This window comes from Clostridium acetobutylicum ATCC 824 (assembly GCF_000008765.1).
Taxonomy (GTDB): Bacteria; Bacillota; Clostridia; order Clostridiales; family Clostridiaceae; genus Clostridium_S; species Clostridium_S acetobutylicum.
This window is the reverse complement of record NC_003030.1, coordinates 911,960-933,315: the sequence shown is the minus strand read 5'-3', so window position 1 is coordinate 933,315 and position 21,356 is coordinate 911,960. Positions and strand designations below refer to the sequence as shown.

Here is a 21,356-nt window from a genome sequence, read left to right as displayed (position 1 = left end):
TTTATAATCGCCTTACATATGCAATATGATTAAAACATTTTATATGTTTTTGTATTATGATATAATAAAACTCACTTAAATAACACTATATTTTAACAAAGGAAAGGAAATAACTATGAAAAAAATAACTATCATATGTTTAAGTCTATTCTTAATTATGTTACCAGCCTGTACTAATTCTACTAAGATAAAAAAACTTACAACTGAAGACATAAAAAAATACACTTCGCAAATGAAATCCGATCCTCTAAGTGGCGACATAACTCTGAATGGAAAAAAGTACTCTCTACCTATGAAAGCAAAACAACTAGTAGATGATGGTTTTAAATTTAATGATTACGCAGATAAAGGACAACCATTAAAGGATGGATATTACGTACAATCAATACATATGGATGATGGCAGTAAAAGTGAAGAAAGCAAAATTGATGTAACACTTTTCAATACAAGTGGAGCTACTGTTAAATTTGATGATGCAATGCTTGGGGCTATCGTTGTAGCTAAAACAAGTTCTTCATATAAAAACACAGTAGTGCTGCCAAAAGGAATCACCCTTAACTCAACATATAATGACGTCATCAAAGCGTATGGTGCTCCAAAAACTGACTATATGAAACAAGCTGGTTGGATAATTTATTACAATACAGATATAGGAAATTATGGTCAAGAGCTTCGCATTTACTTTGACACACACTCAAAAACTATTACTTCCATAAATCTAAAAAATATTCCATACAAAAATTAGATAAAAAACCGTATTGCATAAACTCAATACGGTTTTTACTTTACTTATATTTTAAATTTTTTAATTTGCTTTTCTAATTCTGAAGAAAGATTATTTAATTCTCCTGCTGAAGTTGTAAATTCACTCATTACTGCTGTTACTTCTTCAGCTGTAGCTGATACCTCCTCTGCACTTGCAGATGACTGTTCTGAAACTGCTGATATGTTGTGCATTCTTCCGATTAACTGAGTCTTTTCCCTGTTAGTTTCAATTGTTGCTGACTGAACCAATTTTATTTGATCAATAATTTCATTAATACACTTAAGTATTTTATTAAATATCTCTTTTGTATCATTAACTACCTCACTTTGCTCACCTACAATTATATTAGATAGCTCCATTGACCTTACTGCACTATCTGTTTTATCCTTAATTCCTGAAATCAATTCTTGAATCTCATTAGTTGCAGAAGTAGACTGTTCTGCAAGTTTTCGAATTTCATCTGCAACTACAGAAAAGCCTTTTCCAGCCTCTCCAGCCCTAGCTGCCTCAATTGCCGCATTCAATGCTAATAGATTGGTTTGATCAGCTATTTCATTAATCGTATCTGTAATCATTGATATTTTATCAGTTTCCTCTTTCATTGCCGAAACAACCGAAGTTACACCTTTAGATGCCTCTATATTCTTTTCTGTTTTATCTGTAAGAGAATGCATAACCTCTAAGCCTTCATTACTCAATTTATTTGACTTATCAGATGTACTAATCATATCATTTGTCAATTTATCTATCTCATCTATTTTTTCAGCAAGATTATTAATAGCTTCCACACTAGATTGTATATCATGAGCCGTTTCAGATGCTCCTTGAGCAACTTGATCTATGCTTGTTGCTACCTCATTTACAGCATTATTCGTTTCTAAAGCCATCCTATTTACATCACCAGAAGTTTTAGATATTACTTGTGAGGAAGAGGTTAAGCTCAATATTAATTCACCTATTTTTGTTGTCATAACATTAAAACTATTTCCTAATTCCTCAAATTCATCTTTTGTCCTTATATTAACCTCAGCTGTCAAATCTCCTTGAGAAGCTTTTTTAAAAATTTCCTTTAATATTATAATTTTCGAAGTTATACTTCTACTTACAAAAATTGCTATAACTGTTCCAATAACTGCAATTAAAACAAATATAGTTATACCAGCACTTTGAATGGACTTTGTTTTAGATGTTAACTCACTTGTAGGCATGGATGCCATCATCTTCCATCCTGTTCTATTATCTGTATTATAAACTATGTATTTTTGTTTGCCCTTATAACTGTAGGTTTCAAAACCACTAGATGTTTTTTTTACATCCTTCCAGTAACTTAGAGCAGTCACTGTAGAATTATTTCCAAGAAGACTTTTATCCGGATGAGAAATCATAACTCCATTTGAATCAGTTACAAATATATATCCAGATTGTCCAATCTTTGTGTTAGATAGTTTTTTTGATAATTCATCCAAACTTAAATCCATTGATACTACTCCAACAACTTTGCCGTTATTTTCAATAGTCTTTGACAATGAAATTACCATCTTTCCCGTACTAGCAGCTTTATATGGACCTGTATAAACTATCTCTCCTGTTTTATTAAGAGCATTTTTATACCATGGTCTCATTGTAGGATCAAAACTATCTGGCATCTTAGTCTTTGGGCAATTTACAAAATTTTTATTTGGCTCCCCTATGTAAACTTTCAAAATATCATTTCTACTTTTCATTACACTTTCAAATAAATCATATGCTCCTTGTGCTCCCCTGGGATCATTATCCATATTTTTCAGCATAGGATTTTCAGCCATTAAATTTATTTCTGATTCAAATACAGAAAAATAGTTATCCATAGAGTTACTAACTGCTTTTAAAGTTTCCAAAGTTGAGGATTGAAATTGATTTGATAAAAGTTCACTAGCCTTATAATAATTATAAACTCCAGAAATCATAATTGGTATTAAACATAATAATAGCAATATTGCCACCAGTTTGACTCTTATACTTCTAAAATTCACTCCTGACTTTTCATTCATTTAAAACACCTCTTCAATCGATTTATAATAGTATTTATTATTTATCGATTTTTTTCGACTAATCTTTATTAATGTTGAAGTTATAATCATTATAAAGCGCCTTAACTTGTAACAAAGTTGAATCTTTTTTAATTGTTTTATATTTACCACAAAATTACGATTTTATTAAACAAAATAGTTGATAAATAAGCGTAAATTACAATAAAAAAAAGCCGCCTATAGTTAATAAAAAAACAACTATAGGACAGCTCTTTACCTGTATTTTAATTTTATTTTACAACTTTACTTCCATCTGATACTAAAGTAGAACTATAATTTTTAACTTTAGCCATTAAATCTGGATTTATCACACTACTTGTATCATCTGCATCAGTAAAGTTGAATATTAAATCTCCACCATCAACTCTTCCTGCATAACTAGTAACACTTTCCTTAACATCGTCTGGTGAATCTGGTTGATACTTATACATTACTGAACTTGTATCAAAGTTATTATAAGTAGTTCCTCCAACTAAGGTTTTATATGTGCTTGGAACAACTTCATTTCTTGATGAAGCTAAATACGCATCAAATTGAATAGGATCCTGATTTGCATAAACAAGTCTTGTAGCCCCCTCTATTTTATTGTTGTATGCTTTTATCATACCACCGTCTTCTCCTGAAAAATCTCCTTTGCTGTCATAAAATATATCAGTACCCTGAAGTGAGCTTAACATTGGGTACTTGCAATCTCTAAAGTAATTAGCTTCTACAAATGCTGAAGCTCCCTTTGTAACACCAACTCCATATTTTGCATTTCCATCAAAATAGTTATTATAAACATGAACTGATCCAACCCTTATACGAGGATGTCTCGAATCAGAATGATCAAACCAGTTATGGTGATATGTCACATAGTAATTTTGTGTATCCTGCATACCACAAAGTGATGATTTACCAGAATCATGGAAGTGGTTGTAAGAAACTGAAACAAAGGTTGAGTCTTGTTTTATATCGCAAGATCCATCACCTTTAACTTGGTCTGCATCATGTCCTGCAGCACCATAGAAAAGGTCATTATTATGAACCCAAATATTCTGATTATCTGTGTCAAGTGATATTGCATCATCACCAAACATCATGATTCCTACATTTCTAAGTTCTAAATTACGAGCATCACGAATTAAAAATCCCCAACCATAAGCTGTAGCATCCTTACCTACACCTTCAAAAGTAACATTATAACAACCTTTTAACTGTATATATGTGTGCTCATTAAGTCCTGTAATATCGGATGCCTTAATTTCGCCTATCATACGAATAATAAGTGGACTTTTATCATAGCCTTTTTGACGTCCAGCTAAAATATTTACAAGACCTGTACAAGTAGTTTTAGTTCCTTTTGCATTTGTTACAACATTTTCAGTTACAGTGTTTACATTACTAGCTGTAATATATAATATCTCAGCATTACTTGCTACTGTACCATCATCATTATATCCACCTGAGCTTGTCTTCATTGGTGATGCAGGCGAAAATGCAAACCCTTCTCTTTTATTTGCTTTTACTGTTAGGGCTTGTGTAGTTGCTTCTTCATTAATAGCATCCACACCATTTACAACAGGAACTATCTTTAATACATAATTTCCAGCAGCTAAACCTAATACATCTGCTCTAAATGATGACGGATATTGTCTAATCAGTTCATCATCAATTTTTGTATAACTAGAGTCTAGTGCATCTGCTGCCTTGTAATAAACATTATATGATGCAGCGCCTTGAACTGGACTCCATTCAACATTAGCAGATTCTAAAGAACCTTCACTCTCTAATATAGATACTGCTGATGTCTCTACCGCCTTAGTTACTGATGACACATAATTTTTTCCATATTTAGTTGAAGCATTAGCGCTAAAAGTTGCACTTATTGCCATTGATGATGCTAAAATAGCCACCAATAATCTCTTTGAAAATCTTCTTCCCATTTTTTATCCCCTTTTCATATCTTTTTGTTTACGATAAACATATTCTTCCTTACTAATGTTAATTTTCTTGGTTACGCAGCTTTGTTTAACGTTAACAATTACATTATTACAAAAAATATAAATATTGTCAATATATAATTATAATGTAAATAAATTAGTTGTTTTTTTACAAATATCTTTTATCTTTGTATGCATCTTACTATACTTTTTTCACTATTTATTAATGATATTTTAAAGCAAAAATGATTATTTTATTTAAATGAAAGTATATGCTCGTAAAAATGTATATAAAAATAGCAGGTTACAATAAAAAATAAATTTTATCATACCCTGCTATTTCCTATTGAAGATTTTTCATAAAGTTTGGATCTGCCTTTGAAAAATCCACATCTTTTATATGCTTACTACCATCAAAGTTAGGACTTTCCATAGAACCACCAAGTGAACTAATTATATCCTGCGCCTTTTTCTCATTGTTTTCATCAGTATTTACTATAACCTTGTAATTTACATTTGTTATTTCTTTAAATCCTCCCATGCCACTTACCATTGGACTCGCTGCTCTAAGAGGAGAACTATCTGCTTCTCCTCCTCTCAAACCTGAATTCACTACTAAATCAGAATTACTTGATGTAGGAATAAATCCTGGATGCCTTACACTACTTCCTGTTTGATAGTGATCATTTATATCTGTAAAAGCTTCGATACCTTCACTTTTAAGTTTACTTGCTGCCTCATTTGCATTCTTTATTCCTCTAAAAAAAGCTTCTATTTTCATATTTGCCTCCCACATTAAATGTTATTCCTATACTATTTTTAATTTTCACGTACTTTTTATACATTTAATGTTTTTGTAAACTACTTTCTAAAAGAACATATTTATATTTTCCTTCAATTGTATCTTTTCCGTAGCTTTCTGTTACTTTCCCCTCTTTTATAAATGCCCCAATTGCTGTGGACCTTCTTTTTTGGAGATTATTTATTATAGTTTGAGTCATTGCATTTCCTAAACCAACATGCTCTTTTTTAACCCCCATGTACAACATAACATAGTTTTTGCTTCTTATTTTCTTTAAAAGCACATTTATTATTGTAAACAAATTAAATTTTCTATATAGCAAATTTTTATAGTCTGGCATACCTATAAAAAATGCCACAGTTTCTCCTTTAAAATAAACTAACTTTACCATAGAAAAATCTAAAATATATTTATAATTCCCAAAAATTTTTAAAAAATCTTCTTCATTAAGATATTTAAATATAGGGAAATCACTATATAACTCTATTATCATCTTATATATTTCACATATAGCTTTATTGTAATCCATTTTTTTAGGGCTTACTATCTTGTAGCCCTTTTTTATAAACTCCTCATACCTTCTCCTGATTTTTTCCTTTTCAAAATTACGTGGAAGCTTTTTATAAATATTAGATATATACGTTTCACTTATACTGTAGTCATTTTTCAAAAATAAATCCAAATAATATTTTTTATTATAAGGTTCTGATACATATGGCCTGTCTTCAAATTTATTTATTTTCATTCTATACTTTAGCCAAAAGCTTGCATCAACAGGTCCAATTATTTTTTTGTAGTTGCCTCTTTTACAAAACTCTTTTACTGCTTGAAAAAGTGTTTTAGCACATTCTTCATCATATATACACTCAAAAAAGCCAATATATGCATTCGAGTCATTTGGGTATGTTGTAATAACACATCTTGCTGCTACTTTTGAATCCTTATATACAAGAAACTTATTAAGCTTAAAATACTTTGAGAGCAAGTGTTTTCCTAATAAAAGTTCCTTTTCTTCACTTTCATTTTGAGCTATCTCTTTTTTTGAATAAAGAAGCCTCGGAAGCTTTAAAAAATCCTTTATATATTTTTCTTCTCTATCAAAGTTAATTATTTGGTACACGCTTCATCACTCACTCTCTCAATTTTTCCAGTACTTCCGTCCATTCTTATCATATCGCCACTTTTAAAAATACTAGTCACCTTATTAACGCCTACAATTGCTGGTATATTTAATTCCCGGGAAATAATAGCTGTGTGCGAAAGCAGTGAGCCCTTCTCCGTTATTATTCCCTTCGCTAGCGTAAGTAAAAATACCCATCCGGGATCTGTCATTTTAGTAACAATTATTTTATCTTTTACATCTCTAGACATCTTAGGGTTTTCTATAACAATTATTTCTCCCTCCACCACTCCATTAGAGCACGGAATTCCACCTATACCACTTTTGTCTTCTCTTATTGGTGTAGAATTTATATTTAAGTGATTTTTATTAAATATCTCCTCAGAAAAAATCAACCTAGAGTAAGCTGGTAATTCTTCATACATTTTATATTCTTTTTTTCTATACTCTACAAGCTTTTTAAAATCATACTCTTTGCCTTTTATATATTCAAATACTTCATCCGTATACAGGTAAAAAATATCCTCTATATGATCTATTTTTCTGTCCTTAAAAAGATTGTTTCCTATAGCTAGAAATATACTTCTAACCATTCCATAAACTCTGCTCCTGTTTAATCTCGAGCTTTCTCTGTTTTTTATTCCAATAAGAGCCTTTGAACTAAATAGCTTAATCAGTTTTTTATCCACAAAACCGCATTTATCAAACATTTCTTTCGATATAAAACTTTCAGATTTATTACATAACGTTTGATATCTATCTTCTAACCTATCCTTATCCCTTGTATATTCCAAAATTTTATCAACCAAAAGTATAGGCGAAGTCCTAAAAGTTTTGCTTTCTAATTTCAATTCCTCTAAAGCTCGATCTCCATACGCATCTATGTATCCTTCAAATTTTTCTACAAAATCAGAAGAAGTGTTTTTTAAATATTTACAAACCATATCATTGCTGTTTAATTCACTTAACTCTCCAATTAATTTATCATCACTAGATACATATATTGAAAGTTCAATCAAACTTTTAATTGGTTTTAGGCTTTCAATATTGCTAATTCCTGAAATATACTTATTAGTTTCAAACTCAAGATTCTTAAGCTTTAGTTTTTCTAGTTCAGCCTTTAATAAACCAGTAAATACAAATGCATATATATCATTTAATAAGGTTATATCCCAATTTTTTAATAAAATTTTAGCTACACTATCATACAAATCAACTAATTCTTCATTACTTAAATCCTCTTTATACTCTTCATTAAAGTACCTTTTTACTTGTAGAAAATTTAAATTTAATCTATCCATCTCTTTTGTAACATTGAAAGCTTCATGTATGGCATTTAAATATATTTTAATCTTTTGAAGAAATGTAATATCATTGCCTTTTTTTTCATGTTCTTTATTATTTACTCCCATCATTTCCTGCCATATAGGTATTATTTTCTTCCTAAATGGCAAAAACTTCAAAACCGTATACCAATTACTTATCTTATAATACATTCTGCCATTTGCACTATGCACCATTTCTCTTAAAACAGTATCATACTTTTCAACTAATGCTCTTTTCGGAAAACATCTCATGGCTAGTGCCTTGAACACCCTATAATAAGCCTCACTAACAAAGGAATCTGTAAGTGGAAGTGTTATATTAGGATAGCTTTCAACAATATTGCTATTATCAAGTATTGTAACATCTTTATCTCCAAGTGTAGTTATAGGTCTAACCTGAAGTATATATAATTTATCATGTTTTATAGAAAATTCTATATCTATATATTTTTCAAATATACTTGTTAGTTTGTCCGACACTTTTATAATACTCTCAAAAATACTCTCCTTTAAGATAGGAGATTTCAGCTGATTTTCATAGTAATATAAATTATCTGTAATATTATAATAGTAAGTAGTAGTTTCAACCTTATCCTCTACAACCTGGTTTCCTGTTCCTTTTCCACACACTAGAACCATTTCATTTAAAATACCTTGTGGATTAGCTGTAAATACTACACCAGATAAATCTGCATCTATCATTTCTTGAATTATTACACTCATTTTTAAAGAAGAAAAAGAAATGCTTTTATGATAATTATATTTCAAAACATTTTGAGAATACAAAGAACTCCAACACTTAACAATGTTTTGAAATAAATCTTCTCTTGATACATTAAGGTAGGTATCAAATTGCCCTGCAAAGGAAAATTCTTTTGAATCTTCTACCAATGAGGATGATCTCACTGAAAATAAACTTACTTCCTTGAAATTCTTCTCTAAGTATATATCTATTTCTTCTTTTATTTTTTCATCTAATTCTACAATCCTAAAAATTTCTTTTATGCTTTGGCTTACAGCTTCTATTGACTTCCCATCCTTAAAGTCTACATTTTTAATAATTTTCTCTATTAAATCTGCACTATCTTTTAAATGATACTCCATGCATTCATGTGTTATACAAAAAAAGTCAGGCACATTTATGCTACTATTTTTCATTTTGGCTAAATTATATGCCTTAGAACCCTCTTTTAAGATTTCTTCATCTCCACTATCCATGATATATTTATTCATAAATACCATCCTCACATAACGAAAAGATTTAAGATTTCCATTATCAAAACTAAAAGTGCAGTAATATATAAGTACACCTCTACTCTTTTTCCAAGCTTAAACTTTTTAGGGCTTTTTATAAACTCTATACAATTGTAAACAAGCCAAAAATATCTTACTGTTAAAATAATAACCATTATAATTGAAAGTCTATAAGCTAATATATTTGTAGTTATCATTTCGCAAAATATTACAAGCATTACAAACATGGTTGCTTTTTTATATCCAAATAATTTTGAATAGGTCACATATTGATTTTCATCATCTGGAGCCTTTATTTTTCTACTAACCTCCCAGGCTAATGCAGGAAAGTATAAGGTTACGCATATTAAAAGTGTAGTTCCTGTAAACACAGGTAGCTTATATTTAATGCAGGCAAATGAGATTATATAGTAATCTAAAATTAATTCAACTGGATTATGAGTAATAAGCGCCAGCACCAAATTAGGTTGGATATATTTTTTAGCAAAAAACCATAGTGACATTAAAACTCCATAGATAAGCAGCACTATAAAAAATAACACATTATTCATAAATACCAAATTCAAAAATATCATTAAAGCATAATCTATTGTAAGTAAAATCCACAAATCTCTTTTGGTAACTCTTCCAGATGGCAACGGTCTTTTGGGAAAATTAATTTTATCTGTTTCATAATCCTTTAATTCATCTGCTATTCTTAAAGCTAACCAAAAGCCAAACACTGTAAATACACCAACAAATTCTTGAATGCCAATTCTAAAAGATGAAATATGATTACTTAACAATGTAATCATATATATTTCAAAAAACAAAGTTAAACTTAAAATCAATCTCGGCAGTAGTGGATACATTTCTTTTAAATAAACATTTAACCTTTTAATCATTTGTTTCTCCTATCTTTTCTCCCATTTTTATCTTTGTTTCAATTCCTGCTTTAGAATACTCCAAAATATCCTCGTCCATTTTAATAACCTTTTCTTTAAAAAGCAGCACTATTGTTGATCCCCCAAAACAAAAATAACCTTTCTCATCACCTTTTTTAAAGACTTTAATTGAATGATTTTTTATTTTTCCAACCAAAAGAGCACCAACCTCAATTTGAATTACTTTACCAAAGTTTCTTGTTTTCAAGACTGAATATTCTCTATTATTTTCACTATAAACCTTATATCTTTTAGATGATATAGGTCCTACAGTATGCAATCTTCCATTTATAACTTTTCTATACTTTAAACTTCCATCATCTATAAAACAGTATCTGTGGTAATCGTCCACTGTTAACCTAAATATTAGGCAAGTTCCATTCTTATATTCTCTTGAAAGCTTTTCGTCATTTAACAACTCTCCTACAGTATATATACTATTTTTAATATTCATTTTTAAATCATCATCTATTTCATATACCATAAGTTTAGAGTCTGCTGGTGATATCAAGTGACTTTTTTCTTTAGAAAAACTTCTTTTACCCTCAAGAATTTTTCTTGTAAAAAAATCATCAAAAGAGGTATATTCTTTTTTTTCATATTCACTCATATCAATTTTATATTCATTAATAAAGGGTTCAATTTTTTTAATTGAGCCCTTATTATTATTAAAAATAGCATTTATTTTTGAAAACAATCTTGTTGAAATAAATAATTTTAAAAGCATTCGTCCTAAAATAGTATTGTATAAAAATTTAAGTTGTCCATTTTTATATTGCTTTTCATAATAGATTTCTTTTAAATCTCTATTAAATATTGTTATACTCATTTTATACACCTATGAATATTATTCCAAGTGACATAAGCACTGCTAAAACAACAAATACACCATATGCAATTCCCTTAGGCTTTTTTATTTTAATATTAGCTACAAATAGAAATGCAACTACTGCAATAATAATTGTATATATAAGTAAAAAAATATGTCTATCTAGACAAAAGGATAGAAGCCAAAACAACGGAAAGATCATTGCCGAACAGGTTACAGGTAATCCACTATAATAATCAACTGGTTTATCTCTATTTGAATCCATAACTTTTATATTAAAGAAACCTAAACGTGTAATCGCAGCTAAAGTAAATGCAGTATAAATTACTACATGATACCACTTATTTAATCCTAGACCATAAAATATTGAAATTGGCAGAGCTGAAAAGCATATAACGTCTGCTAGAGAATCAAGCTGTATTCCGAACAACTTTTCATCTTCTGTTCTCTTGCACATTCTAGCAATCTTTCCATCAAAAAGGTCACATACTCCTGCTATAACTAAACATAGTATTGCATATCTAATATCGTGCTTATCAGCTAAGTACATACCTACCATTGCTGATGCTATTCCCATATATGTTACGATTACTGATCTGTTATATATTCCTATGAACATGTTAAATTCCTCCTTCAAGCAGTGTAATTTCTCCTGTTGTCCCATTAATTGAAATTCTACTGCCATCTTTAATTAGCTTTGTTGCATTATGAGCACACACAATACATGGCATACCATACTCTCTTGAAACAATTGCAGCATGACATAATAAACCACCATACTCTGTTACAATTCCTTTTAGCATTGCAAATTTACTTGTCCATCCTGTATCTGTAAACTTAGTTATCAATATATCTCCAACCTTTAAGGTTTCAATTTCCTCCAAGTCTTCTATTACTCTAGCCGTTCCTGTAACAATACCGTTATTACAACCAACTCCTATTACCTTATTTGAAGCTACTTTCTTGCTTTCATTTATACCTTCAAACTTAGTACCTATTTCGTTTTCATTCTCAAAGTTTCTAAATGATTGATAGTATTTTCTATTTCTTAATACTATAGCCTTTATCTCTTGTTTTGTTTTTCTTCCATCGATAAAATCCCATATATCAAAGATCTTTAGATACCATATATCATCTTCATCTTCTATTATGTCATAGGCTTTATATAGTTTTGCTAATTTTAAGGTATATATTCGTATTATGTAATAAAATTTTGTGGTCATATCTCTAAATTCTTCACGCCACCACAGCATTTCTCTCATTTTTTCAACTTCTTTTATTATTATACGATATTTTTTATCAGAAACCTTCTCTTTTATATTTTCAATTTGCCTAGTGTATCTTTCAATTTGCCTTTTTTTATCATTTCTTGGACTATAACTGTCATCAAGCAAAATAGTATCTTTAAACATTTTTATAAGAGTATCTACATCTTCGAAGTAACAAGGATACGTAACATCTAATTCCTTTTTAGAATGATGCCCATAATTATTCACATATTTCTTAAAATCAATCATAAAATATTTCTCGGTATTTTTATAATATTCATCTTTTATCTCTTCTACTGTTGAGCTATTCCAAAAGCTAAAGCTATTTTCATCTTTAATTATGTTTCTTGTAATATCCCACATATCGTAAAAAGGGCGAAGATGTGAAACTTCATTTAATCCACCAATTAAATCTAAATACTGACTTTTATCTAAATACTTCAAAATTTTATTCTTAAAAATTGTTTGATGAATGGTATTTATGAATATTTGCCAAAAGTAAGTTCCTTGACTGGTTAGGTAATCATCTTTAATTAAGTCATACCAGATAGTTTCAAATTCCTTAAGTGAATATTCAGTTTCATAATCCTCTATGTATTTAGAGTATTTGCCTAGGATTTCATTTTTATATGCTTCAAGATTTTTATTATGATTCTTTACTATCTTTCTTTGAGCAAACGCTATTCTAATTACCTTTATAATAGATGCAGGAGTTAATTTAGTTGTGTTTCCTTCTCCTTTATAAGTTATTTTCACCCCAAATTCATTATCAAAGTCTATTTCCTTATATCCTGGAATTTTTCCCATTGCTTTTTTAACAACACTCATATTCCAATATGGACGACCATAAAACATATCTCCCAATTTATTTAATTCTTTTTCCTTTAAAATATTTGATTGAAGTATAAATTTCTTTAGAACAGTTTCCCAAATATACTCATATAAACTCCACATAGCCGGAGTACAAACAGATGCTGAAACTCCACTGTCTTTAAAATTAGCAGTAGTCCATTCATCCTTTATTTTTGAGTACTTAATTTTTGTAATTGCCCTTACCTGTAAAATGTATAGCTTGTCCTTTTCTATTGCAAATTCAATATCTGAAGGATACCCAAAATGCATTTGAATATTTAAAGCTGTGTTCATTATTTTCTCTAGTTCTTCTTTACTTAAAAGGCTATTTGTTTCACTGTACTCGTACTTATCCTCAAACCAATTATAAATATATCTTTCAGGAACTACTTGCCCACTTACTATAGCTTCTCCCAAACCTTCTGTTACCTCAACAACCATTTCTTTATCTATTCCTGTTATGGGATTTACCGTAAAAGCTACTCCACTTTTCTCTGATTGAACCATTTCTTGAACTATAACAGCCATTTCAAGTTCTCTTACCTCTAAATTATTATCAATAAAATAAGATAAAACGCCTTTTGTATACATTGATTTATAGCAATCAATAATAGCTTTCTTTATTTCCTCAATACCACCTATATTTAAAAAGGTTGAATACTGTCCTGCAAAAGATAAATTATCTAAATCTTCTTTTAATCCACTACTTCTAACAGCGTATTTTACTCCCTTTTTTAATCTCTTATCTATTTCATTGACTAAACTATCCATAATTACAAAGTCATCAAAAATACTAGCTAGTTTTATGCTTAAAACATCTATGTTAGATTTATTTATAGTAGATAATATATTTTTTATATCTTCTTCTTTTTCATTGTAGGAAATGATTTCTTTATATGTATTACTGTCAATAACAAACCCATCTGGAACTCTAAATCCCTCTTTTCTCATTTCTATTAAAGACTTAGCTTTATTACCCAGCTCTTGAGATACCTCACCTTTAGCAATATCAAAAATCATGCTCTTTCATCTCCTAAATATTTTTCTTTAACTTTAATAAATATAATAAAACATTAAGTATGTAATGTGTAACTCCACCTAAAAATACACAAATAAGATAGTAAGGTAATGTCATAGAACTAACCAAGCTAATTACGAAAGCACAACCAAATAGCGAATCCACTTGATCAATTATTATAAACACATAACCATTTTTTTTATTAATTGATTTTCCTGGTTCAATTCCTACCCTTCTCTTAAAAAAACTATTAGGTAGCTCACACAGAGCGTAAGCAAGTCCAAGAGCTAATCCAAGGATAATATTAAATGTAAATATATTTTTATGATAGCTATATGATAAATTATTTTGATATATTGCTTTATTTAAGCTGCAAATCACTCCCCAAATCACAGTAGAAATAGCAGCAAACACCACCATTCCTAAAAATCCCTTCCAGGTTTTGTTATCTCCAAATATTCTTTTTCCATCTTTTAATGTTTTGTTGTTGTCTATTGGATATTTCAACACATTAAGTACTGGCAGTTTAACAAAAATCATATTAAATATTCCCGCTAATATTACAGGAAATAATGTAATATACATATCTACAATAACTTTCACACATAGCCTCCTTTCAATAATATTGTAACAATGACATTAAAATGTAAATTTTTCCTTAAAAAACATTATAAATCCACAATTTGTTTATACTAATACATTTCTCGATTCTTGTCAAGTTATAGCATAAACTAAATTCTACAAATAAAGCTGAACCTATATAAATCAATACTTGTATAAAATTCAATATATATTTTTTTCATTTACTGTCATTTGACTTTTACAGTTTTTTATTATTTTATAATGTTATTAAACTTTTTACAAGTATATTTTATAGTTATAACATTAAATACATTTTTTCCTAATAAAATGCTTAATCTCCTTCTTTAAGCATTTCATTACAATATTAAAGATAATTAGCCCATAAAAAAGTTCCTACATCAATTCACCAGTTTTAATGCAAGAACTCTTCACTATAAACACATTCATAAATTTTATACAAATCATCTTCGCTTCTGAACAAAGTGATCAATATATCTCCACCCACTCTTATCCATTTTAAAGATTGGTTTGAATTTATCTCCCCAACGTTTTAATACTCTCCTAGTTTCCCACTCAATCATGCGATTATAGACATCAAGTTTATTTGTATTATTATAATCGTGTCGTCTATAAACATAAAGCACGCTGTCAATCCAATAAAAACGATTTTTTTCTACTAATCGTAAAAGCACTCTTCTGTCTTCCATATGACGACCTCCATATGGGTCATCTGTAGGCCAACCACCAATTTTTTTTAAGGAACTTGTTCTATAGCATCGTGGCCAAAGAGTCAAATTTGATAATAAAAAATCATACTTATCTTTAAAAAAACGACCTTTTCTAATATTAGGTTCCAAAAAACCATTATTTAATTTGAACCACGTTATCTCATTGCTTGTAATTAAAACATTTCCACTAACAACCGCCACCTCCTCTGGCTGTTTTCTAAATGTCTTAAGTAATCTTTCTAAAGCATTTGGAAAAAACCAATCGTCACTATCTAATTGTACACAATAAGGTGTTGTAATCAATTCCAAAGCCCTATTTTGAGCTTCAGATTGTCCTAAATTTCTAGTATTTTTAATTACTGTAATCCTAGTATCCTCCAATAAATCTTTAGCCATATCCAAACTATTATCTGTTGAGCAATCATCTACTAAAATTAGTTTCCAATTTCTATATGTTTGCCAATATACGCTTTTTAAAGCGGTTCTCAAAAATCTACCTGGATTAAATGAAGGTATAAAAACAGTAATTTCACTAGCATTTTCCTCTTTCGTAAAAGCCTCCTGTGATTTTATTTTATCATTTTCCATTACATCACCCCTACCAAATTATAGGCACTTTGCACCATATGTGTTCAAATTTCATATAATTTAATATATGCTAAATAGAATTAAATTTGTATTTAGCAATAAATATATATATGATAAGGTGATTTACCATGCATTATTTAATTACAGGTGGTGCAGGATTTATTGGCACTAATCTAACTCTCAGACTATTAAATGCTGGTCACAAGGTTACTGTACTTGATAATTTTTCAGCAACTTTACCTGATAGACTCAATAATACCAAAGCAACCGTAATTAAAGGCAGTGTTTTAGATAGAAACTTAGTTTTCTCTTTAGTTAATAAATGTGATTATATAATACATCTAGCAGCTGTAGTTGGAGTAAGACTAGCAATGTTAAAGGGAATAGAAGGCCTTAAGGTTAGCTGCACAGGAACAGATAATATGCTAGAAGCTGCACATCTATACAATAAGGGAATTTTTATTTCCTCTTCTTCCGCTATTTACGGAAAGATAAGTAAGAAATCTGTAGATGAAGAAGATGATTCCGTTTTGGGTACAAGCAAAAAACCAAGTTGGCTTTACTCTGTTGGCAAATTAACCGAAGAGCATTTGGTTCTTGCTTATCATAGGGAATTAGGTGTTAAAGTTAAAATAGGACGTTTCTTTAACGTTATTGGACCTTATCAAGTGGGAAACTACGGTATGGTTGTTCCTACATTCATAAATGTTGCTCTTGAAGAAAAGCCTATACAAGTATATGGTAATGGTCAGCAAACTCGTACATTTGGTTATATAGAGGATATTTTAAACGGTTTACAGCTTGTTTTAAACTACGGAGAAATTGGTGAAATCTACAATATTGGAGGCACTGAAGAAATAAGAATTTTAGATTTAGCCAAAAAAATTAAAGTTTTGACACAATCAAATTCTAATATCAACTTAGTTCCATATGAAAAAGCCTTCGATAAAAATTTTGAGGAAACACTCCAGCGTGTTCCAGACATTAGCAAGCTAAAAAAACTAGGTTATACTCCTCATTACTCTTTAGATGAAGCATTAAAAAGTATAATTAAATATGAAGTTTCAAAAAAATAGATGGGATTCTTTCCTTACTAAAAGTCTAATTTACCCATTTATAAATACTTATATGTATAAATGGGTATACCGTTATTGTAAGGTTATACATAGTTAAATAATAATATTAAAATCATCTTTACTTTTAATTCCATTAGCTTGATTTATATTTTTTTTACTGTAAGGAATAAATCTCCATAGTAAGCTATCAACCACTTTTCCACCAGCCGGCAATCTTGATATTTGATATAAAATACTTATATCTTTGTCTGTTAAATCGTAAGGCTTTCCCCATCGTCCATTGAATGCCATCCACTTAGGCTCTTCAACCTCCGTGCCAGTAATATTATAAGAAACAAGCTGACACACAAGTGATGTATCCCACCTTCTTCCTTTATCAGTAGCATCGTGTAATTCAAATTTAACTATACCAACTGAAACCGGCGGCACTCCTAACTCCTGTGAATCATATTCAGTTACACTTTTACCTGCTGATGGATATGAAGCATGGCTACTTAATGCTGAATATACAACAATATGTCCTTTTTCATATTCCAATTGATCAATATCATAAAAACAGCTTTTACCATGTTGATCAAAAATAGCACCTAGAATTGACCCATCAGTTGAATCTATAACAACAGTAACATGCTCCCAATTACCATAATTTTCACCTATATTGGATGTAGAATAATTCTTTTTATTTTTATTAAGATGAATATTAATTGTTGGACCATTGTAGCCGTAAAAGAAAAAGTATTGTAAATCTAAATATCTTCCCTTGTTTCTTTTTCTGACATATACATAACATTTTGCACTATTAAGATTTCCTTCTCTTACACTTGTATCTGTAATCTTAAGATAAAATTTTTGATTTCCTAACGCATCTTTAAAAGAACCAGAGAGGATTTCTTTTCCATCACAAAATTTTTCATTTTTTTCATTCATGACGTCAGTACATTCTAAAAATTCTTCTACTGTTATTGGAAAACATTTTTCATCTGGATGAAAATAAACTATAGGTGCATACTTTATAATCCAATTACTTAATATTACAGCTTTATTCTTCTCTTCTTTAATGGGCTTTTTTTCTTCAGCTTCTAAAGGTAAAATTTTATCCTTATTACCTCCTTTAATTACTACACTTTCTGCCTCACTCATAAAACCATCTCCTGAAAAATAAAATTTCACATTAACTAGTTATTTACTATAATATGCTATGCTAATTTATTATTCTAAGTTCATTATGTTTTTTACATAGAAAAAGAGTACTAAATTTAAAGTACTCTAATCATAAATTGTGTAGTTATGGATTTTTAAACTTTAATTTGTTTCTTCCAAAAATTCATTAAGTAAGGCAGTCTGAAGCTTTTTAATAATATCTGGCGCTTTTCCGCCTACAGGTCTTCCATCTATCTCACAAGCAGTCATACAAAATTGCCCTGAACTTGTAACTATAACTTCATCCGCATTAATTAACTCCTTTAATGTAAATGGAGTTTCATCTACAGGTATCTCAAATTTTTTGCACATTTTTATAAGATGCGCCCTTGCTATTCCCGGCAAAATAAGATTATCTGTTGGCGCAGTTTTTAAAATCTCATCCTTTATAATTGAAACATTACTATGAGCACATTCAGTAACTCTATCTCCTCTATGAAATACTGCTTCCTGGCAGCCTGCTTCTTCAGTTTTTTGTGCTGCAATTACACTAGGAAGCAAATTTAAGGTTTTTATGTTACAATGTAAAAATCTAGTATCCTCTAATGTTATTAGTTTTAATTTTTTTGACATATCTTTTACCTTTAGTGGCTTTAAAACAATCCAAATATTAGCCTTAACATCCTCACTCAAAAAAGCATGATTACGCATGCCAGTACCTCTAGTAACCTGCCAATATACAAATTGTTCTCCGCTATCAACCTTTTTAACCATATCCTTTAAAAGCTCTTTCATTTCCTTCTTTGTATATGGAATTTTAATTCTTAAAAGCTCGGCACTATTATAAAATCGGTCAATATGCTCATCTAGTGCAAATATATTATGGTTTCTACTATAAGTAGCATCATAAACACCATCACCAAAATAGCATACACGATCATTCATTGGTATTTTCATATTTTCAATTAAGTCGTATTCTCCATTGTAATATCCTAAATCTTTCATCAAAATCCCTCCAAACAAATTAATACTCTCTACAAACAATTCATTACATTTTATAACTTTTTAGTAATTTATTTATATATTATATTACAAAATAGTTTTTTTCAATATTCTTAGAAGATTATTTTCAATTTATTATAGATTAACCATAATTCTCACTTTATACTAATTTTCTTTTGATTATATGCCTAACTTGAATTTCATTTTCAATTAAAAATGATTATTGACATTTTAGTGTAAACAAAGTATAATTAACAATCATTGATAAACATTATCAGTTACATATAAAAATCATTTAGTATTGGAGGAAAAAATGACTAGGTTATATACTGACATGCTTAACGTCGCTTATGACAATAATTTGATTGTTAAAAATCTTAGTATAAAAATTCCAGATAAAAAAATAACTACAATTATAGGTGCTAATGGTTGTGGAAAATCCACTTTACTTAAGGCGTTAACTCGTATAATTCCAACTAAAACTGGAACAATTCTTTTGGATGGAAAAAATATTTTAAAAGAAAATACAAAAACCTTAGCTAAGAAAATAGCCATTCTACCACAAACCCCTGAGAGTACAGATGGAATAACTGTAGCCGAACTTGTTTCCTATGGACGTTATCCCTATCAAAAAGGTTTTGGGAGGCTTTCAAAAAAAGATTATGAAGTTATTGACTGGGCACTGGAGGTAACTGGAACTAAGAATTACAAGTTCAGACAACTAGATGCACTTTCAGGAGGACAACGTCAGAGGGCTTGGATAGCCATGGCATTAGCTCAAGAAACAGATATTATTTTTCTTGATGAACCTACAACTTATTTAGATATGGCACATCAACTAGAGGTATTAGAACTTCTGCAAAAACTTAATAAAGAACAACATAGAACGGTTGTAATGGTATTACATGACTTAAATCAAGCAGCTAGATTCGCTGATTACATAATTGCCCTTAAAAATGGAACTATAGTAAAAGCAGGAAAATGTGAAGAGGTAATAACTAAAAAAGTACTTATGAAAGTGTTTAATATCGACGCTGAAATTGGAATCGATCCTAGAACCACTAAACCAATATGTTTTACATACAACTTAATCAAGGAGATGAAGTAATTGAAAAAAATATTAATTTCAATAATGATAATAATGATGATATTTGGAAGTGCTTGCAGTCAAAATAGTATCAAAACTTCTAAAGATACAAGTAAAGAAGCTGAAACAATTACATACAAATCAGAAAATGGTCCAATAAAGGTACCAGCACATCCAAAAAGAATAGTCGCACTAAACGGAAGCACCTCTGGAGATATCATGAAGCTAGGCGGAAATATAGTTGGTGTTGAAAAGTACTCAATGGCAAATCCTTTGTATAAAAAATATTTAAAAAATGCTACTGTAGTATCTGATGAAGACTTAGAGAAAATAATTGAATTAAAACCTGATTTAATAATAGCAGGTTCAACTGATAAAAACCTAGACAAACTATCTAAAATAGCCCCTACCGTTTCTTATACCTACAATAAACTTGGTTATTTGGATCAAGTTATTGAAATTGGAAAATTAATAAATAAAAAGAAACAAGCACAGGAATGGGTAAATAATTTTAAAAAGAGAGCCTCTGATGCTGGCGAAAAAATCAAAAATAAAATAGGCAATAACTCAACAGTAACAATTTTAGGTGGAGATAACAAACAGTTATATGTTTTTGGAAGCAATTGGGGAAGAGGAAGTGAGATACTTTATCAAGCTATGGGTCTAAAAATGCCTGCTAAAGTGACCGCTAACGCCTTAAAACCAGGATATTATGTTATTTCATCCGAAGTTCTCCCTCAATATATAGGAGATTATTTAATTTACATCAAAGATTCAGCAGCAGACAATTCATTTCAAAATACTGATACATATAAAAATATTCCGGCAGTTAAAAACAATAGAGTTCTTGAAGTTGACGCAAATAAATTTTACTTTAATGATCCAATCTCATTGGACTATGAGTTAGACACATTTATTAATTATTTTTTAGGAAATAGTAAATAATTTAGATTTTTAATGCTCTATCGGAGAATTCACAAACAGAATTCTCCTTCTTTAATTTTT

Annotated in this window: 17 protein-coding genes; 4 read left to right on the top strand and 13 right to left on the bottom strand. The window is 29.6% G+C overall.

What is annotated here, in order from left to right:
- The first annotated feature begins 115 nt into the window (after positions 1 to 115).
- Positions 116 to 745 (top strand): hypothetical protein, encoded by a 630-nt coding sequence (locus CA_RS04325; RefSeq protein ID WP_010964124.1) that lies wholly within the window; start codon positions 116 to 118, stop codon positions 743 to 745.
- 44 nt (positions 746 to 789) lie between these two features.
- Here CA_RS04325 and CA_RS04320 read toward each other — a convergent pair whose 3' ends face one another.
- The 11 genes from CA_RS04320 to CA_RS04270 all read right to left on the bottom strand — a co-directional run bounded on the left by CA_RS04320 (position 790) and on the right by CA_RS04270 (position 16,046).
- Positions 790 to 2,796, bottom strand: a complete 2,007-nt coding sequence (locus CA_RS04320) for a methyl-accepting chemotaxis protein (RefSeq protein ID WP_010964123.1) — start codon at positions 2,794 to 2,796, stop codon at positions 790 to 792.
- Between the two features lie 269 nt (positions 2,797 to 3,065).
- Entirely contained in the window at positions 3,066 to 4,760 is a 1,695-nt protein-coding gene (locus CA_RS04315) for a pectate lyase family protein (protein ID WP_010964122.1), read from the bottom strand.
- A 340-nt stretch (positions 4,761 to 5,100) separates the two neighbouring features.
- Positions 5,101 to 5,538 (bottom strand): hypothetical protein, encoded by a 438-nt coding sequence (locus tag CA_RS04310; protein ID WP_014518873.1) that lies wholly within the window; start codon positions 5,536 to 5,538, stop codon positions 5,101 to 5,103.
- Positions 5,539 to 5,602: 64 nt separating this feature from the next.
- On the bottom strand, positions 5,603 to 6,679 hold the full coding sequence (locus CA_RS04305) for a hypothetical protein (RefSeq protein ID WP_010964120.1): 1,077 nt from the start codon (positions 6,677 to 6,679) through the stop codon (positions 5,603 to 5,605).
- The gene (locus CA_RS04300) at positions 6,667 to 9,237 is read right to left on the bottom strand and encodes a phosphoenolpyruvate synthase (RefSeq protein WP_010964119.1); all 2,571 of its coding nucleotides are present in this window, start codon (positions 9,235 to 9,237) and stop codon (positions 6,667 to 6,669) included. The genes CA_RS04305 and CA_RS04300 overlap by 13 nt, the downstream gene beginning before the upstream one ends.
- A gap of 11 nt (positions 9,238 to 9,248) precedes the next feature.
- Entirely contained in the window at positions 9,249 to 10,142 is an 894-nt protein-coding gene (locus tag CA_RS04295; protein WP_010964118.1) for a UbiA family prenyltransferase, read from the bottom strand.
- Positions 10,135 to 11,010, bottom strand: a complete 876-nt coding sequence (locus tag CA_RS04290; protein ID WP_010964117.1) for a phosphatidylserine decarboxylase — start codon at positions 11,008 to 11,010, stop codon at positions 10,135 to 10,137. The genes CA_RS04295 and CA_RS04290 overlap by 8 nt, the downstream gene beginning before the upstream one ends.
- A 1-nt stretch (position 11,011) precedes the next feature.
- Positions 11,012 to 11,629 (bottom strand): CDP-alcohol phosphatidyltransferase family protein, encoded by a 618-nt coding sequence (locus CA_RS04285; protein ID WP_010964116.1) that lies wholly within the window; start codon positions 11,627 to 11,629, stop codon positions 11,012 to 11,014.
- A 1-nt stretch (position 11,630) separates the two neighbouring features.
- Positions 11,631 to 14,150 carry a PEP/pyruvate-binding domain-containing protein gene (locus tag CA_RS04280; RefSeq protein WP_010964115.1) on the bottom strand — a complete coding sequence of 840 codons (2,520 nt, stop codon included), beginning with the start codon at positions 14,148 to 14,150 and terminating at the stop codon, positions 11,631 to 11,633.
- Between the two features lie 13 nt (positions 14,151 to 14,163).
- The gene (locus CA_RS04275) at positions 14,164 to 14,751 is read right to left on the bottom strand and encodes a CDP-archaeol synthase (RefSeq protein WP_010964114.1); all 588 of its coding nucleotides are present in this window, start codon (positions 14,749 to 14,751) and stop codon (positions 14,164 to 14,166) included.
- A 440-nt stretch (positions 14,752 to 15,191) separates the two neighbouring features.
- Entirely contained in the window at positions 15,192 to 16,046 is an 855-nt protein-coding gene (locus CA_RS04270; protein ID WP_010964113.1) for a glycosyltransferase family 2 protein, read from the bottom strand.
- A 128-nt stretch (positions 16,047 to 16,174) separates the two neighbouring features.
- On the opposite strand from CA_RS04270, the gene CA_RS04265 reads away from it, so the two are divergent.
- A complete protein-coding gene (locus tag CA_RS04265) occupies positions 16,175 to 17,122 on the top strand; it encodes an NAD-dependent epimerase/dehydratase family protein (RefSeq protein ID WP_010964112.1) in 948 nt (315 codons plus the stop codon).
- Positions 17,123 to 17,215: 93 nt separating this feature from the next.
- On the opposite strand, the gene CA_RS04260 is transcribed toward CA_RS04265, so the two are convergent.
- Both CA_RS04260 and CA_RS04255 read right to left on the bottom strand, forming a co-directional pair.
- Complete coding sequence (locus CA_RS04260) at positions 17,216 to 18,262, bottom strand: Vps62-related protein (RefSeq protein WP_010964111.1); 1,047 nt, start codon at positions 18,260 to 18,262, stop codon at positions 17,216 to 17,218.
- A gap of 162 nt (positions 18,263 to 18,424) precedes the next feature.
- Positions 18,425 to 19,267, bottom strand: a complete 843-nt coding sequence (locus tag CA_RS04255; RefSeq protein ID WP_010964110.1) for a D-amino acid aminotransferase — start codon at positions 19,265 to 19,267, stop codon at positions 18,425 to 18,427.
- Between the two features lie 310 nt (positions 19,268 to 19,577).
- Between CA_RS04255 and CA_RS04250 the strand changes: the two genes are divergently transcribed.
- Positions 19,578 to 20,372, top strand: coding sequence for an ABC transporter ATP-binding protein (locus tag CA_RS04250; protein WP_010964109.1), 795 nt, complete (start codon positions 19,578 to 19,580; stop codon positions 20,370 to 20,372).
- Entirely contained in the window at positions 20,373 to 21,296 is a 924-nt protein-coding gene (locus tag CA_RS04245) for an iron-hydroxamate ABC transporter substrate-binding protein (RefSeq protein ID WP_010964108.1), read from the top strand.
- Positions 21,297 to 21,356: the final 60 nt, after the last annotated feature.

Bases quoted from the DNA above. Each gene is read 5' to 3' on its own strand.
- CA_RS04260 (WP_010964111.1), bottom strand. From the start codon at position 18,262: ATGAGTGAGGCAGAAAGTGTAGTAATTAAAGGAGGTAATAAGGATAAA.
- CA_RS04300 (WP_010964119.1), bottom strand. From the start codon at position 9,237: ATGAATAAATATATCATGGATAGTGGAGATGAAGAAATCTTAAAAGAG.
- CA_RS04265 (WP_010964112.1), top strand. From the start codon at position 16,175: ATGCATTATTTAATTACAGGTGGTGCAGGATTTATTGGCACTAATCTA.
- CA_RS04315 (WP_010964122.1), bottom strand. From the start codon at position 4,760: ATGGGAAGAAGATTTTCAAAGAGATTATTGGTGGCTATTTTAGCATCA.
- CA_RS04250 (WP_010964109.1), top strand. From the start codon at position 19,578: ATGACTAGGTTATATACTGACATGCTTAACGTCGCTTATGACAATAAT.
- CA_RS04320 (WP_010964123.1), bottom strand. From the start codon at position 2,796: ATGAATGAAAAGTCAGGAGTGAATTTTAGAAGTATAAGAGTCAAACTG.
- CA_RS04255 (WP_010964110.1), bottom strand. From the start codon at position 19,267: ATGAAAGATTTAGGATATTACAATGGAGAATACGACTTAATTGAAAAT.
- CA_RS04285 (WP_010964116.1), bottom strand. From the start codon at position 11,629: ATGTTCATAGGAATATATAACAGATCAGTAATCGTAACATATATGGGA.
- CA_RS04270 (WP_010964113.1), bottom strand. From the start codon at position 16,046: ATGGAAAATGATAAAATAAAATCACAGGAGGCTTTTACGAAAGAGGAA.
- CA_RS04310 (WP_014518873.1), bottom strand. From the start codon at position 5,538: ATGAAAATAGAAGCTTTTTTTAGAGGAATAAAGAATGCAAATGAGGCA.
- CA_RS04295 (WP_010964118.1), bottom strand. From the start codon at position 10,142: ATGATTAAAAGGTTAAATGTTTATTTAAAAGAAATGTATCCACTACTG.
- CA_RS04280 (WP_010964115.1), bottom strand. From the start codon at position 14,150: ATGATTTTTGATATTGCTAAAGGTGAGGTATCTCAAGAGCTGGGTAAT.
- CA_RS04290 (WP_010964117.1), bottom strand. From the start codon at position 11,010: ATGAGTATAACAATATTTAATAGAGATTTAAAAGAAATCTATTATGAA.
- CA_RS04325 (WP_010964124.1), top strand. From the start codon at position 116: ATGAAAAAAATAACTATCATATGTTTAAGTCTATTCTTAATTATGTTA.